This window comes from Paenibacillus sp. NPDC058174 (assembly GCF_042883865.1).
In the GTDB taxonomy this organism is placed as follows: Bacteria; Bacillota; Bacilli; order Paenibacillales; family Paenibacillaceae; genus Pristimantibacillus.
In genome coordinates this window covers 959845-975039 of sequence record NZ_JBHVUY010000002.1, presented here as the reverse complement: position 1 = coordinate 975039, position 15195 = coordinate 959845, and the positions used below count along the sequence as shown (strand labels likewise).

Genomic DNA, 15195 nt, shown 5'->3' with positions numbered 1-15195 from the left:
TATGAAAAACTGGCTGCGGCCCGAAGGCCGCGGAAAAGGAGAACGAACGCCTGTCCGTTCCCTGCTCTCTTGGGCGCGATGGCCCGGACGGAATAATAATTAACGCTGTTCGATCGGAATGTACTTGGCGTTGACCGGACCGACATAGTCGGCACGCGGACGGATAAGACGGTTGTCTTGGTATTGCTCCAAGATATGTGCGCTCCAGCCCGAAACGCGGCTGATTGCAAAGATCGGGGTGAACAAATCACGAGGAATGTTCAGGTTTGTGTACACGGAAGCCGAGTAGAAATCGACATTTGGCTTCAAGCCTTTTTGGCCGGTTACCATTTCTTCAATTTTAATCGACATATCGTACAGCTCCATGTTGCCCGTCAATTTGCCGAGCTCACGGGACATATGCTGCAGATGCTTCGCGCGCGGATCTCCGTCTTTGTAGACGCGGTGGCCGAAGCCCATAATTTTCTGCTTGCTCGCAAGCGCATTGTTGATATAGCTTTCAACGTTGCCGATGGAGCCGATTTCTTCCAGCATCACCATAACGGCCTCGTTCGCGCCGCCGTGAAGCGGGCCTTTCAAAGCGCCGATTGCAGAAGTTACGCCGGAGTAGATGTCCGACAGCGTAGCTACGGTAACACGGCCTGCGAACGTAGAAGCATTCAGCTCGTGATCGGCATGCAGCACAAGCGCTTGATCCAGTGCTTTAACCGCAACTTGATCCGGCTCGTTGCCTGTCAGCATATACAAGAAGTTGTAGGCAATGGATACGCCTTTCTTCGGAGCTACCGGTTCCTTGCCTTCGCGAATACGTGCAAAAGCCGCGATTACAGTCGGAAGCTGAGCTTGCAGCTTGATTGCTTTCAGCTGGTTTGCTTCCGGCGACATGTCGTTCGCGGTTGGGTCGTAAAGTCCCAGGCTCGATACAGCTGTACGAAGAGCAGCCATCGAATTGGAATTTTGCGGATACAATTTAATTTGTTGAATGACTTGCGCTGGGATAGCGGCGTGCTCATCCAGCTTCGCTTGCAGTTCATCCAGTTCCGCGCGGTTAGGAAGCTTGCCATACCACAGCAGATAAGCTACCTCTTCAAAAGTTGCATGTTCTGCAAGATCATCGATATTAATACCGCGATATGTCAGTACGCCATCAATTATGGAGCTGATGGACGACGAAGCGGCGACAATGCCTTCAAGACCTTTAGTGGCTGTCATCGTTTTCTCTCCTTTAACTGGAAATATAACCGAAATGTTAGGATTCGAGTCAGTCTTCACGCTATTAATCATAAATGATTTCGCGTATGAAGTGAACAAATCCGCACATAAAATTGCTTTATCGACGCCATAAATGATTTTTTATCACTTATTCACGACATGCATACTCTGCTGCATTTTACCCTATTCGATACCGGATTAATCATTAATATCCTTTCATCGCCCGCCTCTGCCAATTATGTTAGAATGAATAAATCAAAAGACGACCAACTCTATTTTCATAGTGGCGGAGGGCCTAACATGACGGAACAACGAATCGGCATCATCGATATAGGCTCCAACTCCGTCCGGCTCGTTATCTACGAGCGGACGGCAAACGGAGCGCATAGAGTCATCGACGGCAGCAAGCGGCCGGCTCGCCTAAGCGAGCGCATCGACGACAACGGCAACTTAACGAAAGAAGCCTTGCGTGAATTACTCGGCACTTTGAACCATTTCCGCCTGATCTGCGCGCATAACCGGGTCGGCCATATTAGAGCCGTTGCGACAGCCGCCATTCGCAATGCTGCGAACCGGGACGAAGTGCTTGAGACCATCGAGTCGGAAAGCGGCATCGCCATTGAATTGCTGTCGGGCGAGGATGAAGCAAATTACGGCTTTCTCGGCATGATCAATGCGATGGACGTCCAAGACGGCTTTCTTGTTGATATTGGCGGCGGAAGCACCGAGGTATCGCTCTTCCAAGGCCGTGAGTTCGTTCAATCATTTTCTTTTCCATTTGGCTGCGTCAATCTTCACCGGAAATTTGCAGCTAAAGGCGGCATGCTGACGGATGAAGGCTTGCAGGCTCTGGAGAGCTATGTCGCAGAAGCTGTTGCAGCTGTGCCTTGGCTGGTGAAGCATCCTTCCCTGCCTCTAATCGGCGTAGGAGGAACAGCCCGCGCACTAGGCAAGGTTCACCAAGCGGCTGTCAAATATCCGTTCACACAAACTCATAACTACCCGATGACCGGCGTGGCGGTAGACGAGCTCTTCAATGAACTGTACCGCACCCCGCTGGATAAACGCCGCAAATTTCCGGGCTTGTCCAAAGACCGGGTCGATGTAATCGTACCTGGCCTCGCTGTCATGAGGCTTTTGTACCGGACAATTAAAGCTTCGCATTACCGGATTTGCGGTTCCGGACTGCGTGACGGCCTGTTCCACGATACCCGCTTTCCCGGTCGTCCAAAGCACCAAAATCCGCTGGCCTTCAGCGTGCACAATTTAAGCGCCCTTCACCCTGCGGTACCGCAGCAGCATGTCATGCAAGTGAATAGACTCGCTCTGCAGCTATTTGATGAGCTGCATCCGTCTCATCTGCTTGCAGGCCGAGAGCGCATACTGCTGGACACTGCTTCAAGCCTGTTCCGCATCGGCGGGTCCATCGATTACTATGAGTACGCCAAGCATACGTTTTATTTAATCGTCAACTCGCATCTCAACGGATTGTCCCATCGTGAAATCTTGATGATCGGCGCCATTGCCTCTTATAAAAGCAAGAACCGCGTTCGTCAGCAGCTCAATGATTACAAAGAACTGCTGAATGAAACCGACTTCGATGCGGTCTATAAGCTAGGAACGCTGCTGCAGCTGGCCGCTGCGCTGGATCGCAGCGAAACGCAGGCCATCGGCAGGCTGGAAATCGAATATGCCCCCGGCGGCCAGCTTCTTCTGCGGCCCGTACGTTTCAGCGGATCGCTTACATTAGAAAGTCAGGAAGTCGACGAACTGTCTTCCGACTTCAAAAAATTATGGGGCGTAACTCCGCTATTGGATGAGATGGATTACACGTAGCTCTTCCATTGCGGGATAGCACGAGCGGCAAACTGGCTGCGGAAAGGCAGCAGCTCATTAACGACATGCGAATACGAACCGTTAGGCTGCAGTTCTCTTGCTTTGACATTGTCATTCAAGTTGAGCTGCAGCATATTAATGAGCGTTCTCCGAAGCTCAGGATCAAATACCGGGCACATCAGCTCGATTCTCCGCGTTAAATTACGCGTCATCCAGTCTGCACTCGACAGGTACACTTCCTCATCCCCGCCGTTGTTGAAATACATCACTCTCGCATGCTCCAGGAACCGGTCAACGATGCTGATGACTTTAATATTGTCACTCCGTCCCGGCACCCCCGGCCGCAAGCAGCATACGCCCCTTACGATCAATACAATAGAGACACCTGCCGCAGAAGCCTCATACAGCTTATCGATCATCTCCTGATTGGAGAGCGAATTCATCTTCGCTATAATCCGTGCCGGTTTTCCTGCGAGGGCATTGTCCCGCTCGCGATCTATAAGTCTGAACAGCTTTTCTTTCAAATCAGTTGGCGCCACGCCAAACGCTTTCCAGTCATAAGGCGAAGAATAGCCAGTCACCTCATTGAACAAGGCGGAAGCATCACCGCCGATGATCGGATGCGAGGTAAATAAACCGATATCGGTATATAATGTCGCTGTGCTGTCATTGTAATTGCCGGTGCCGACATGCACATACCGGCGAAGCGTGCCTTGCTCGCGGCGGACGACAAGCATAATTTTGGCATGCGTCTTCAAGCCTACAAGGCCATATACGACATGGCAGCCAGCTTTCTCAAGCTGTCTTGCCCATGCGATATTGCGCTCCTCGTCGAATCTTGCCTTCAGCTCAACGACGACGGTTACCTGCTTGCCTGACTCTGCAGCCTTGGCCAGCGCTTGAACGAGCGCGGAATGACCGCTCACACGGTAAAGCGTCATTTTGATCGCCAATACATCATCATCATAGGCCGCTTGCAGCACGAAATCGTTAACCGCATCAAAAGATTCATATGGATGATACATCAGCACATCCCGTTGTCTGACAACCTCGAACATATCGTCGGTTTCCTCAAACTCCTGAGGATAGACAGGCTCCAGCCGCTCATAGCGCAAATTGTCATGACCCGGAATCGTCAACGAGAATTTCATTAGAAAGCTCAAGTCAAGCGGTCCATCGATTTCAATTATATTGTCCTCGATCTCCAGTTCTTCCTTCAGCAGCTCAAGCGCATACGGATGCATGCCCTTATCAACCTCCAGACGAACCGGTACCCCCCACCGTCTCCGGCGCAATTCCTTCTCAATTTCCGCGAGCAAATCTTCCGCATCATCCTCATTCAGCGAAAGGTCAGCGTTCCGAGTCAAACGGAATGGATGGACGGCAATTGGCGTATAGCCATTGAACATCGTATCGATGTATTGCTCGATAATATCCTCCAGCAGCACAAACTCCGTCTTTTTACTGTTCATCCGTCCCGGCAAAGGAACAAAGCGCGGTAAAATCGAAGGCACTTGAACGATTGCAAACAACGGTTCTTCATCTTCTGGCTCATTATTTTTGCTTAGCAATACAGATAAATATAGCTCTTTCGTATGTAACAGCGGAAATGGCCGGCTCTGATCAACTGCCATCGGTGTGAGAACCGGAAATACAATTTCATGAAAATATTCGGATACCGCTTTATTTTGCGATATGGTCAATTCATCAATCGAACGGATGGAAATGCCTTCGCGGCCGAGCGCCCGGAATACTTCCCGGTAGGTTTTGTACTGGTCCTGCACCATCTGAGTGGAGCGTTTAATCAGCCGCTTCCATAGACCGGCAGGCGTATAGCCCGTAAAGTCTGTCCGCGTATAACCGGCGCGAATCTGATCTTGAATGCCCGCTACCCGTACGCTCATAAACTCATCCAAATTGCTGGATACGATCGCCAGAAACTTCACCCGCTCTAACAGCGGATTGTTGACATCCTGCGCTTCTTGGAGCACTCTTCGATTGAACTCCATCCAACTTAAATCCCTATTGACATAGTGGGACAATTGTTTACTCATGAACAGACTCCTCCCCTGTTATGTCTCTATTATGCAGGATGACTATTATTGGTATGTTAATGAATTGTAAATATGAAGTAAATCCTACCATCTTCCTATCGTAAAATTACCATTTCGCATTCTTTTCTCCAGCCAGCCAAGCAGCAGCTTCCTGTACCACGGTCTGGTTAGCGGAAGAAGCAGCGTAATACCAAATATATCGCTGAAGAAACCGGGGATAAATAACAGCAGTCCGCCCGCCAATACACATAAACCGTCAAGCAGCATAACACCTGGTATCTGCCCTTCTTGCATAAGACGCTGTGCTTCAAACCATACTTTGCGCCCTTCCATCTGAGCCAAATAAGCGCCAAGCAAGCTGATTAGCAAGATGAGAAAAAAGGTGTTCCAACCGCCGATACGGTTGCCAACCTGCACAATGCCCCAAAACTCCGCAGCAGGAATAAGAATGACGGCTGCAATGATCCATTTTGCCAATTACATGCCCTCCCCTTGCTCACTACGCGGCCAAGCGCGCAGCAATTCATATAACTCCGGCAGCCCTTTGTCGAGGCGGGCAGGCCGCCAGCTGGCATTCACCCACACATGCCGGGTTCCTCCGCTTACGAGCCGTTCACCAGGCAATTCCTCCTCTGATCCATAGCTTCCCGCATGCCACTGCTCCGTATCCACGCGGCGCACCTGCGATTCGAAAGCAAGCCTTATCGGAGAAAAGTCTGCAATCCTCGTACAGACCAGCACCTGATCATCATAGCGCGCCGGCTGCTCATATCGGCATTGCAGATCAACGACAGGAAGCAATAGACCTTGTTGTTCAATCGATCTATAGTCATAGCCAGCTGCTCGGATGAGCTCCGTCCGGCCAATTTCAAACCACGTAACATAGTTGCCGTGAAAAACGACGCCCATCTGATCGGTTTCCTGATACCGGACCCGAAGCGGATGAACGAACCATTGATTGTCCGCCATTATTCGACATCCTTCCTTCATGACAGTACCGCCCTGCAGCCCTTATTTTGAACAAAAGCGACGGTGCTTATCGCACCCTCGCTTCTGTTATTCCCTACAAATTGTAGAGACTATGAAATTACATCACTTTAGATTGTCCGGAGTAGATAAAGCCAGTTTCGCCGTAAAGCGTAACTTCCAATCCGTCTTGAAGCAATTCAGTTGCTCCTGCGATTCCGAGAATAACAGGAATGCCCAGGTTGATGCCGCATACCGCAGCATGGCTGGTAATGCCGCCTTGCTCTGTAATAACAGCTGCTGCTTTTTCAAAAGCAGGCATAAATTCACGGTCCGTCGATACGGTAACGAGAATGTCACCTTTTGCAACTTTAGCATTTGCTTCTTCCGGCGTACGTGCTACAACAACTTTGCCAGTAGCCGTCTGACTGCCAATGCCTTGTCCTTGTGCAAGCAATTCGCCGATATGATGAACTTTGATCAAGTTCGTTGTGCCAGCGCGGCCAACCGGTACGCCTGCCGTAATGACGATCGTATCGCCAAGAGCGATCAAGCCGGTGCTTTGCGCGCCTTCAACTGCGATCTCAACCATTTCGTCTGTTGTTTGAGCATCAGCGCCAAGAACTGGTGTTACGCCCCAGATCAGTGCCAGTCTCTTCATCACTTTCTCATCGTTAGTAACCGCGATGATTGGCGATTTCGGACGGTATTTCGATACCATGCGAGCTGTAAAGCCGCTTTGCGTCGAAGTTACAATCGCTTTCGCGTTCAGATCAAGTGCGGAATTGGCAACCGCTTGGCTGATCGCTTCCGTAACTGTCGTCTGTTGCGCGTTTGCTTGTTTTTTGAAGATTTCACGATATTCAAGAGCCGCTTCCGCGCGCTCAGCAATACGAGCCATCGTTTGAACCGATTCTGTCGGATATTTGCCGGCAGCTGTCTCACCGGAAAGCATAATTGCATCCGTGCCGTCGAAAATAGCGTTCGCTACGTCACTCGCTTCAGCGCGAGTTGGGCGCGGGTTGCGCTGCATCGAATCCAGCATTTGTGTCGCCGTAATAACCGGCTTGCCTGCACGATTACATTTTGCGATCATCGATTTTTGTACCAAAGGCACTTCCTCAGCCGGAATTTCTACGCCAAGGTCGCCGCGGGCAACCATCAAGCCGTCAGACACTTCAAGAATTTCGTCGAGGTTGTCTACGCCTTGCTGGTTCTCGATTTTGGAGATGATTTGAATGTGGCTTGCATTGTGACGCTCAAGCAGCTCGCGAATTTCCAATACGTCGCTTGCTTTGCGGACGAACGAAGCCGCGATGAAGTCGATGCCTTGTCCGATACCGAAGATGATGTCATTCGCATCCTTCTCCGTAATGCCTGGCAGCGAGATGTTCACGCCTGGAACGTTAACGCCTTTTTTGCTCTTAATCGGGCCGTTGTTGACGATGCGGCAGATGATTTCTGTGCCTTTCACTTCTTCAACAGTCAGGCCGATCAGGCCGTCATCAATCAGAATTGTCGAACCGACCGTTACGTCATTCGGCAAGTTGTCATAAGTAACCGGGATACGTGTGCGGTCTCCCAGAATTTCTTCCGTCGTCAATGCGATTGTGTCGCCTTGAACGAGTTCGATCGGCTCTTTTTTCAGTTTGCCGAGACGAATTTCTGGTCCTTTTGTATCAAGAAGTACCGCTACCGAAGTACCGAGTTCTTGGTTCGCCAGGCGAATGTTTTTAATACGGTTGCCGTGCTCTTCGAAATCGCCGTGGGAAAAGTTAAGGCGGGCTACGTTCATGCCGGCATTAATCAGCTTTTTCGTGTTTTCCAGCGATTCACTGGATGGTCCGATCGTACATACGATTTTAGTTTTGCGCATTGTTAAGTTTCCTCCGTTTAAGGGCCTACTGGTCATTAATAAAATTACAATATTACGGGCGGCTTGTACAGTGAAAATGCTGTAAATGCCGCCCGTTGCTTTTTATACTTGCGCCGATTCCGCTTCAATTCCCGAAGCCGGCTCCTGCTCGCCTTCTGCAGACGGAGCAATTTCCTGCTGCAGCTCAGCGGCTCCAGGGACTTGCTCAGCCCGTTCAACGATGCTGAATTCACCGATTTTGCGGAATTTCTGGTAACGGTCCTCGATGAGCTCTTCCGGTGTCAGTTGAAGCAGTTGCTGCAGATGAAGCCACAGCTTCTCCTTCAATTGATCAGCGGTAAACACCAGATCGCGATGGGCTCCGCCCTGCGGCTCGGCTACGATATCCTCAATAATCTCGAATTCCAGCAAATCTTTAGCTGTAATCTTCATCGCCTCAGCTGCTACGTCCGCTTTGGAAGCATCCTTCCAAAGAATCGATGCAGCACCGTTAGGCGAGATTGCAGAATAAATCGCGTTCTCCAGCATGATCACCCGGTTGCCGACGCCAAGCGCCAGCGCGCCGCCGCTTCCGCCTTCGCCGATTACAACACAAATAATCGGCACGCCGAAGCCCGCCATTTCCCTCAAGTTACGCGCAATCGCTTCAGATTGGCCGCGCTCCTCCGCCGTATTGCCGGGGTAAGCGCCTTTCGTATCAATAAAGGTAATGATTGGGCGATTAAATTTATTCGCTTGCTGCATAAGACGAAGCGCCTTGCGGAAGCCTTCCGGATGGGGACTGCCGAAGAAACGTGCGATATTGTCGCGTGTATCCTTGCCGCGCTGATGGCCGACAACCGTTACCGGCAAGCCGTTAAGCTTGGCTAAACCGCCGACAATCGCAAGATCATCTGCAAACAGACGGTCGCCGTGCAGCTCCATGAAATCCGTAAATATCGCCTGAATGAAATCAAGCGAGGTTGGACGCTGGTGATGACGGGCAACATGCATTTTTTGCGCGGCCGTCATTTCGCTGTACAGCTCTTCTTCCATCTGCTTGCATTTCTCTTCAAGCCGCAAGATTTCTTCCGTGAAGTCCATGCCGTTATTCTCGGCAAGCTTCTTCAGCGTCGCAATCTTGTCCCGCAAATCACTGAGCGGCTTCTCGAACGGAAGCTTTTGTTCACTCGGCATGTGACAAGTCCTCCCTTACGATATGCATATCAAGCAGCTTCGTTAACGTATGCTTCATATCCTTGCGGTGCACGACCATATCAAGCTGGCCATGCTGCATATTGAATTCAGCCGTTTGGAAGTTGTCAGGCAGCTTCTGGCGGATCGTCTGTTCAATTACGATTCGGCCGGCAAACCCGACAAGTGCTCCAGGCTCGGCCAAATTGTAATCGCCAAGGCTCGCAAAACTAGCCGAAACCCCGCCCATCGTCGGATCGGTAAACACCGAGATGAACAGTCCGCCGGCTCCTTGGAACTTGGAGAGCGCAGCGCTCGTCTTGGCCATTTGCATCAGGCTGAGAATGCTTTCCTGCATCCGTGCCCCGCCTGAGGTGGAGAAAATGAGCAGCGGAAGCTGCTTGGCATGTGCGGTCTCAATCGCCCGGGTAATCTTCTCCCCGACGACCGAGCCCATGCTGCCGCTGAAAAAGTCGAAGCTCATGACGCAGACGACGATTGGAAATCCGCCGATCGTGCCTTCGCCCGTGACAACGGCTTCATTTAAGTTCGGATTTTTCTCATATTGCTGCTTAAGCTTGCCGGCATAACCCGGAAATTCAAGCGGATCGACCGATACCATATCGGCATCGTACTCATGCAAACGCCCGTCATCAAGCGTCATTCCGATCCGTTCCCAAGCGCTCAGACGGTAATGATGCCCGCATGACGAGCATACTTTTAAATTTTTATCCAATTCTTTGCTATACTGAATATTGCCGCATTTGGAGCACTTATTCATTAGGCCTTCCGGAATGTCACGCTTCGGGCGTTCAGGCGCCGAGGCCGATCCCGAAGGAATGGTCGCGTATTTCTTTTTCGAAAATAAGTCCTTAATTTGCACAGTAGTGACACCTCTCAAGGCGCAATAGTATATGGTTGTCCATTACGGCTGGATGATGGAATTAAAAACTTCCTGTACTTCCTCCAGCTCGCCTGACGGGACCAAAATCTCATATTGCTGTTTAGACAGATTAACAGGACGGACCTTTACGAGAAATCCTTCTTCCGTAAGCCGCTTCTTGATGTTATCCGCGATTTTTGCGGTGGGTGCGATGTAAATGACCGTCCACATTATGGTACCCCCTGAAAAACGTTGCGCCGACCTCTCAGACGTAAGCTCCTGCCTGCAAGCGTCGGCAACAGGCCATATGATGTCACAATGATACCATAGTCATGGGGAATCCGGCAAATCATATCGGTGCGCCTTCGGGTCCTGGTGGGCAATTCTCGCCGATGCGGCGGCCGCAAGTCCGGCCACAAGATCGTCAAGAAAGACGTGAATTTTCTCGCCTTTCAAGTTGAGCTGGCGAATAATGCCGGGCTTTACTTTATCCAAATATCCGAAGCTCGTCAAGCCAATCATGCCATAAACATTCGTAATTCCGAGCGCCAGCGTCTCATCAACGCCATATAAAGATTCATCGGTTTCCATAATTGCCTGCAACGGCTCGGGCAGCAATCGCCGCTCGGCAAGCTCATCCAGCGCAATGCCTGTAAACAGCACATACTGCACCTCCCGCTTGCCCAGCACAGCCCGGACGCTCTCCGCACATTCCGCGATATTCAGATCCGGGTTATAGGGGCGCTGCAGCGAATATACGATTTCCGCAATGTCGTCCACGCTTACTCCGCGCTTCAATAGCCAATTCTCAATTCCGGATGTCATGTCGATTCCTCCCGCAAATGCTTGTACGTCATGGCGCGACGCAAGCTGCGGGCAAAAAAGGCAGGCGTTTCAGCACCGGACCGCAAGTAGTGGCGCCTGACGCTGCACCCGCCCTTATTGCCGCTTGTATCTCTAAATGTATGCGGGAGGCCGGCCGGTTGTGCATGAGAATTGCCCGTACTCGAAAATATTTCGGACGAGCGGCCGTCTATTTAACCGCCACCGATCCCGGACCAAGCAGCTGTTCAATAGCGGTGAACAGCTGAGGAGACGGCTTCACCCGGTAGCTGTCGTTTAGTGCAATCGACTTCTGGCTCCGCTCGTAAAAAAGCACCGTGTCCAGCGGCCCGTTATGGCCTGCCAGCAAGCTTTGCAGCTTGCCCAGCGCTCCAGTCTGTTCACTGGCTGCACTGATTTTAATATAGACGCGCTGCTGCTGGCGCTTGCGCGGCTCCGCTGAGGTACGGACCGGCTCGGCCGGATGCTCCCCGACCGGAGCAGCTGCCTTACCTTCTGATTGCCTTGTTGCTGCCTGCGGCACCGTAGCAGTCTGGACAGCAGTTGGCCGCGCCTGCTGCGCCGGAGCAGTCTGGGCAGCAGGCGCACGGCCAGCCCCAGCGGCCATTCGAGATGCGCGGGAAGCCGCTTGACGGCGCATGACACGCACTTGTTCAGCCATGCTTTGGGCCTGATCGCCGACCCGTTCAATCGGCAGAACATCCTCGACGATGAGCTTCACTTCATCGTCCTGATGCTGTACGGTTGCTGAGACGATAGCGAGTCCGCCTTTTTCCAGCCGATCTGAGCATCGTTTCCATACCGCAGGAAAGACGACAGCCTCCACCCGCACGATGCGATCCTCCAACTCCAGGAAACCCATTGCATTGCCTTTCTTGTTCATGAACGGCTTCAGCGAAACAATTCTGGCACCTACAATTGCAGATGCTCCCTCCGCTAATTCGCTCAAGTCTACCATGCGCTCCAGTCCCAGCGGTTCAAGCTGTTCTTGTACAGCATCGAGCGGATGGCCGGACAAATACAGTCCCAGCAGCTCACGCTCCAGCTCCAGCTGTTCTCCCGCTGTGTAAGGACGAATATCCGGCATCTCGATATCCCAGTTCTGCACTTCGTCGAACCCGAACAGCTCGATTTGCAGCTCTTCCCGCTCCTTGCGCCATTTCAACGCCGCCTCTACCGTCTCTTCCAGTACGGCGAGCTGCTGCGCACGGTGGCCCGGCACCGAATCAAGCGCTCCGGCTTGAATAAGTGATTCCAGCACCCGTTTGTTAACGACGCGCAAATCAACTCGGCGGCAAAGATCCAGCAGGCTTTCGAACGGCCGGCCGGTACGTTCCCGCTCCAGCGCTTCGATCGCTTGCGTGCCGACGTTCTTAACGGCAGCCAGCCCGAACCGGACCGCTCCCTCTACCGGTGTAAAGGTAACGCCGCTTTCGTTGACGTCCGGCGGAAGCACTCCAATGCCCATCCGGCGGCATTCATCCACATACTCTGCGGTTTTCCGCTGATTACCTGTTACCGAGGCCAGCATCGCCGCCATAAACGGAACCGGATAATTAGCTTTCAGCCAGGCCGTCTGAAAGGCCAGAACGCCATACGCAGCCGCATGGGCGCGCGGAAAGCCATAGTCGGCAAAACGGACGATCATATCGTAGACCAAGTTCGCATCGTCTTCGGAGTAGCCCTGTCCGAGACTGCCTTGAACGAAATGGGCGCGCTGCTCATCCAGCACCTCGCGCTTCTTCTTCGATACGGCGCGGCGCAGCAAATCCGCTTCACCAAGCGAGAAGCCCGCCATCGTTGAGGCGATCTGCATAATTTGCTCCTGATAAACGATAATGCCGTACGTATCGGCCAAAATCGGCTCCAGCGAAGGATGCGGATACGTCACTTCTACCGTGCCGTGTTTGCCTTGTATATATTTCGGAATGAATTCCATCGGACCCGGACGGTAAAGCGCCAGCACCGAGATCATATCCTCGAACCCGGACGGCTTCATCTCCCGCAGCACCCGGCGGACGCCAGTGGACTCCAATTGGAAAATCCCCATCGTCTCGCCGCGCCCCAGCATCTCATAAGTTGCCGGGTCATCGTCCCGGATGTGACGGAAATCGATGCTTTTGCCGTACTGCTGCTTAACCCAGCCCAGCGTACGCTCCAAAATCGACAGCGTGCGCAGCCCGAGAAAATCCATTTTCAGAAGGCCGATCGCCTCCAGATGCTCCATTGAATATTGCGTCAGCACGGCATTCTCGCCGCCTGACTGGAGAGGCACATAATCGGTTAAAGGTCCGCCGGCCAGTATAACGCCGGCCGCATGAGTAGAGGCATGCCGCGGCATCCCCTCCACCTTCAGCGCCATTTTCAGCATCGCATCCGTCTTCGGCTGGCGCTCACATGCGTCACGCAGCCCGTCGCTTTGCCGCAGCGCCTCCTCCAGCGTAATGCCGAGCTGATTCGGGATCAGCTTGGCGGCGCGGTCTACCTCGCCGAACGGCACGTTCATAGCTCTTCCGACGTCGCGAACCGCAGCTTTAGCAGCCATCGTACCGAACGTAATAATCTGCGCGACATGATCGTCGCCATATTTGGCAGTGACATAAGCAATAACCTCGTCGCGCCGCTCATCGTTGAAGTCGATATCGATATCGGGCATCGTAATCCGCTCCGGATTGAGAAACCGCTCGAACAACAGCTTGTATTTCAGCGGATCAACGTCGGTAATACGCAGTGTATATGCAACGAGACTGCCCGCTGACGAGCCCCGGCCCGGGCCGGTTCGGATACCTTGCTCATGGGCAAAACGGATGAAATCCCATACGATCAGGAAGTAATCGTTAAAGCCCATTTTATCGATAACGGACAGCTCGTAAGCGAGCCTCTCTTCGGCCTGCTTGCGAGTATCCGAGCCGTCTGTCCACTCCGGAAGACCGGCGTATCTGGCGTGAAGACCATCCTGGCAAAGCTTCGCCAAATAATCAGCAGAAGACATGCCGCCTGGCACCGGCCGGAACACCGGCAGCTCGGCACGTCCAAACGTCAGCTCAAAGCCGCATTTATCGGCGATTTCCGCTGTGTTGGCAATCGCCTCCGGCACATGGCGGAACAAGAGCTCCATCTCTTCTCCGCTTTTCATATAAAGCTGATTCGTTCCCATCCGCATGCGGTCTGTATCCTCGACCGTTTTGCCGGTTCCGATGCAGAGCAGCACATCCTGCACTTCGGCGTCCGCTTGCGTCAAATAATGGACATCATTCGTCGCTGCCAGCTTAATGCCGGTATCCCGTGCAAGCTCGATCATCGCCATTGCGACTTTCTTTTGCTCCAGCATGCCGTGATCCTGCAGCTCCAGATAGAAATCGTCGCCAAATATGGCTCTATAGCGAAGTGCTGCTGCGCGCGCCTCATCCGTCCGGTCATGCAGCAGATGCTGCGAGATTTCGCCATGCAGACAGGAGCTCAGGCATACCAGCCCCTCCGAATGGGCAGCAAGCGTCTCCAGATCGATGCGCGGCTTATAGTGAAAGCCCTCCAAATGGCCGATTGAACACAGCTTCATCAGATTTTTATAACCGGTCTCATTCCGGGCCAGCAAAATTAAATGATAAATCGGATTTTCCTTGCGGGTTCCTTTTTCCTTACGCGAGCCCGCTGTAAAATACATTTCGCAGCCGATAATCGGCTTGATTCCCCGCTCCACGCATGCCCGGTAAAACGGAATAGCCCCGTACATAACCCCGTGATCCGTCAGCGCGAGCGCCTTCATGCCCAGGCTGGCCGCAGTGGCCGCCAAATCGCGGATACGGGCGGCACCGTCGAGCAAGCTGTATTCGCTATGGACATGCAAGTGTACAAATGATGAGTGTTGACCGCTTTCGTTGCCGTTCATCCCGAACCCTCCCCTACCGCTCGCTATTCTATTCTTCTATTTTATCATAATACCCGCAGTACCGCCCATAGAATGGGATAAAGGGCCGGACAGGCATCACTTCGGTTTGATATGAAAAAGGCAGGTGTGCGCACTTGAATTACTTTTTAACGAAAGCAGGACTCGATTTCTTTATCGCCTTCGGCGTCGTCATTGGCGGCTCCATGCTGGCAGGCGTCGGCTCGGTTTTCTTACTCACACCCCCGACGACAATGATGGTCAACACCGCGGTCAATTTGAAAATATGGGCAATCGTCGCCGCCGTCGGCGGCTCTATCGATCCGATGAGGGTCATTGAAAGCAACTTTGTCGAGGGCCATCTGTCCCCAGCCGTCCTGCAAATCGGCTACATCGGTGCCGCTTTTCTCGGAGCGCATATCGGAACGGAGCTGATTAAGCTGATATGCAAAGGAGCGACATAAGG

Annotated in this window: 12 protein-coding genes; 2 read left to right on the top strand and 10 right to left on the bottom strand. The window is 52.5% G+C overall.

All coding sequences use genetic code 11. The features are described from left to right. Positions 1 to 99: 99 nt before the first annotated feature. Complete coding sequence (gene citZ, locus ACFVVF_RS15910; RefSeq protein WP_387811243.1) at positions 100 to 1212, bottom strand: citrate synthase; 1113 nt, start codon at positions 1210 to 1212, stop codon at positions 100 to 102. 300 nt (positions 1213 to 1512) lie between these two features. On the opposite strand from citZ, the gene ACFVVF_RS15905 reads away from it, so the two are divergent. Then, positions 1513 to 3048, top strand: coding sequence for a Ppx/GppA phosphatase family protein (locus ACFVVF_RS15905; protein WP_387811240.1), 1536 nt, complete (start codon positions 1513 to 1515; stop codon positions 3046 to 3048). Here the strand turns inward: ACFVVF_RS15905 and ppk1 are convergent. From ppk1 to ACFVVF_RS15860, 9 genes are all read right to left on the bottom strand, one after another. After that, positions 3039 to 5102, bottom strand: a complete 2064-nt coding sequence (gene ppk1 / locus ACFVVF_RS15900; protein WP_387811237.1) for a polyphosphate kinase 1 — start codon at positions 5100 to 5102, stop codon at positions 3039 to 3041. The genes ACFVVF_RS15905 and ppk1 overlap by 10 nt on opposite strands. An 84-nt stretch (positions 5103 to 5186) precedes the next feature. Beyond that, complete coding sequence (locus ACFVVF_RS15895; RefSeq protein ID WP_387811234.1) at positions 5187 to 5579, bottom strand: FxsA family protein; 393 nt, start codon at positions 5577 to 5579, stop codon at positions 5187 to 5189. Beyond that, positions 5580 to 6071 (bottom strand): acyl-CoA thioesterase, encoded by a 492-nt coding sequence (locus tag ACFVVF_RS15890; protein WP_387811231.1) that lies wholly within the window; start codon positions 6069 to 6071, stop codon positions 5580 to 5582. A 118-nt stretch (positions 6072 to 6189) separates the two neighbouring features. Then, on the bottom strand, positions 6190 to 7944 hold the full coding sequence (gene pyk / locus ACFVVF_RS15885; protein ID WP_387811228.1) for a pyruvate kinase: 1755 nt from the start codon (positions 7942 to 7944) through the stop codon (positions 6190 to 6192). Between the two features lie 102 nt (positions 7945 to 8046). Continuing rightward, positions 8047 to 9120: an acetyl-CoA carboxylase carboxyl transferase subunit alpha gene (gene accA, locus ACFVVF_RS15880; RefSeq protein WP_387811225.1), complete on the bottom strand. Its 1074-nt coding sequence runs from the start codon at positions 9118 to 9120 to the stop codon at positions 8047 to 8049. Beyond that, positions 9110 to 10000, bottom strand: coding sequence for an acetyl-CoA carboxylase, carboxyltransferase subunit beta (gene accD / locus ACFVVF_RS15875; RefSeq protein ID WP_387811222.1), 891 nt, complete (start codon positions 9998 to 10000; stop codon positions 9110 to 9112). Before accD ends, accA begins: the two co-directional genes overlap by 11 nt. Before the next feature lie 42 nt (positions 10001 to 10042). Beyond that, positions 10043 to 10231 carry a hypothetical protein gene (locus ACFVVF_RS15870; RefSeq protein ID WP_042164979.1) on the bottom strand — a complete coding sequence of 63 codons (189 nt, stop codon included), beginning with the start codon at positions 10229 to 10231 and terminating at the stop codon, positions 10043 to 10045. 99 nt (positions 10232 to 10330) lie between these two features. Beyond that, entirely contained in the window at positions 10331 to 10825 is a 495-nt protein-coding gene (locus ACFVVF_RS15865) for a phosphatidylglycerophosphatase A family protein (RefSeq protein WP_387811219.1), read from the bottom strand. Positions 10826 to 11033: 208 nt separating this feature from the next. Next, on the bottom strand, positions 11034 to 14732 hold the full coding sequence (locus ACFVVF_RS15860) for a DNA polymerase III subunit alpha (protein WP_387811217.1): 3699 nt from the start codon (positions 14730 to 14732) through the stop codon (positions 11034 to 11036). A gap of 134 nt (positions 14733 to 14866) precedes the next feature. On the opposite strand from ACFVVF_RS15860, the gene ACFVVF_RS15855 reads away from it, so the two are divergent. Further along, entirely contained in the window at positions 14867 to 15193 is a 327-nt protein-coding gene (locus tag ACFVVF_RS15855; RefSeq protein WP_042164994.1) for a YtrH family sporulation protein, read from the top strand. The last annotated feature ends 2 nt before the right edge of the window (positions 15194 to 15195 follow it).

Excerpts from the sequence above, each read along its gene's own strand:
- citZ (WP_387811243.1), bottom strand. The coding sequence starts at position 1,212 with ATGACAGCCACTAAAGGTCTTGAAGGCATTGTCGCCGCTTCGTCGTCC.
- ACFVVF_RS15905 (WP_387811240.1), top strand. The coding sequence starts at position 1,513 with ATGACGGAACAACGAATCGGCATCATCGATATAGGCTCCAACTCCGTC.
- ppk1 (WP_387811237.1), bottom strand. The coding sequence starts at position 5,102 with ATGAGTAAACAATTGTCCCACTATGTCAATAGGGATTTAAGTTGGATG.
- ACFVVF_RS15890 (WP_387811231.1), bottom strand. The coding sequence starts at position 6,071 with ATGGCGGACAATCAATGGTTCGTTCATCCGCTTCGGGTCCGGTATCAG.
- pyk (WP_387811228.1), bottom strand. The coding sequence starts at position 7,944 with ATGCGCAAAACTAAAATCGTATGTACGATCGGACCATCCAGTGAATCG.
- accA (WP_387811225.1), bottom strand. The coding sequence starts at position 9,120 with ATGCCGAGTGAACAAAAGCTTCCGTTCGAGAAGCCGCTCAGTGATTTG.
- ACFVVF_RS15870 (WP_042164979.1), bottom strand. The coding sequence starts at position 10,231 with ATGTGGACGGTCATTTACATCGCACCCACCGCAAAAATCGCGGATAAC.
- ACFVVF_RS15865 (WP_387811219.1), bottom strand. The coding sequence starts at position 10,825 with ATGACATCCGGAATTGAGAATTGGCTATTGAAGCGCGGAGTAAGCGTG.
- ACFVVF_RS15860 (WP_387811217.1), bottom strand. The coding sequence starts at position 14,732 with ATGAACGGCAACGAAAGCGGTCAACACTCATCATTTGTACACTTGCAT.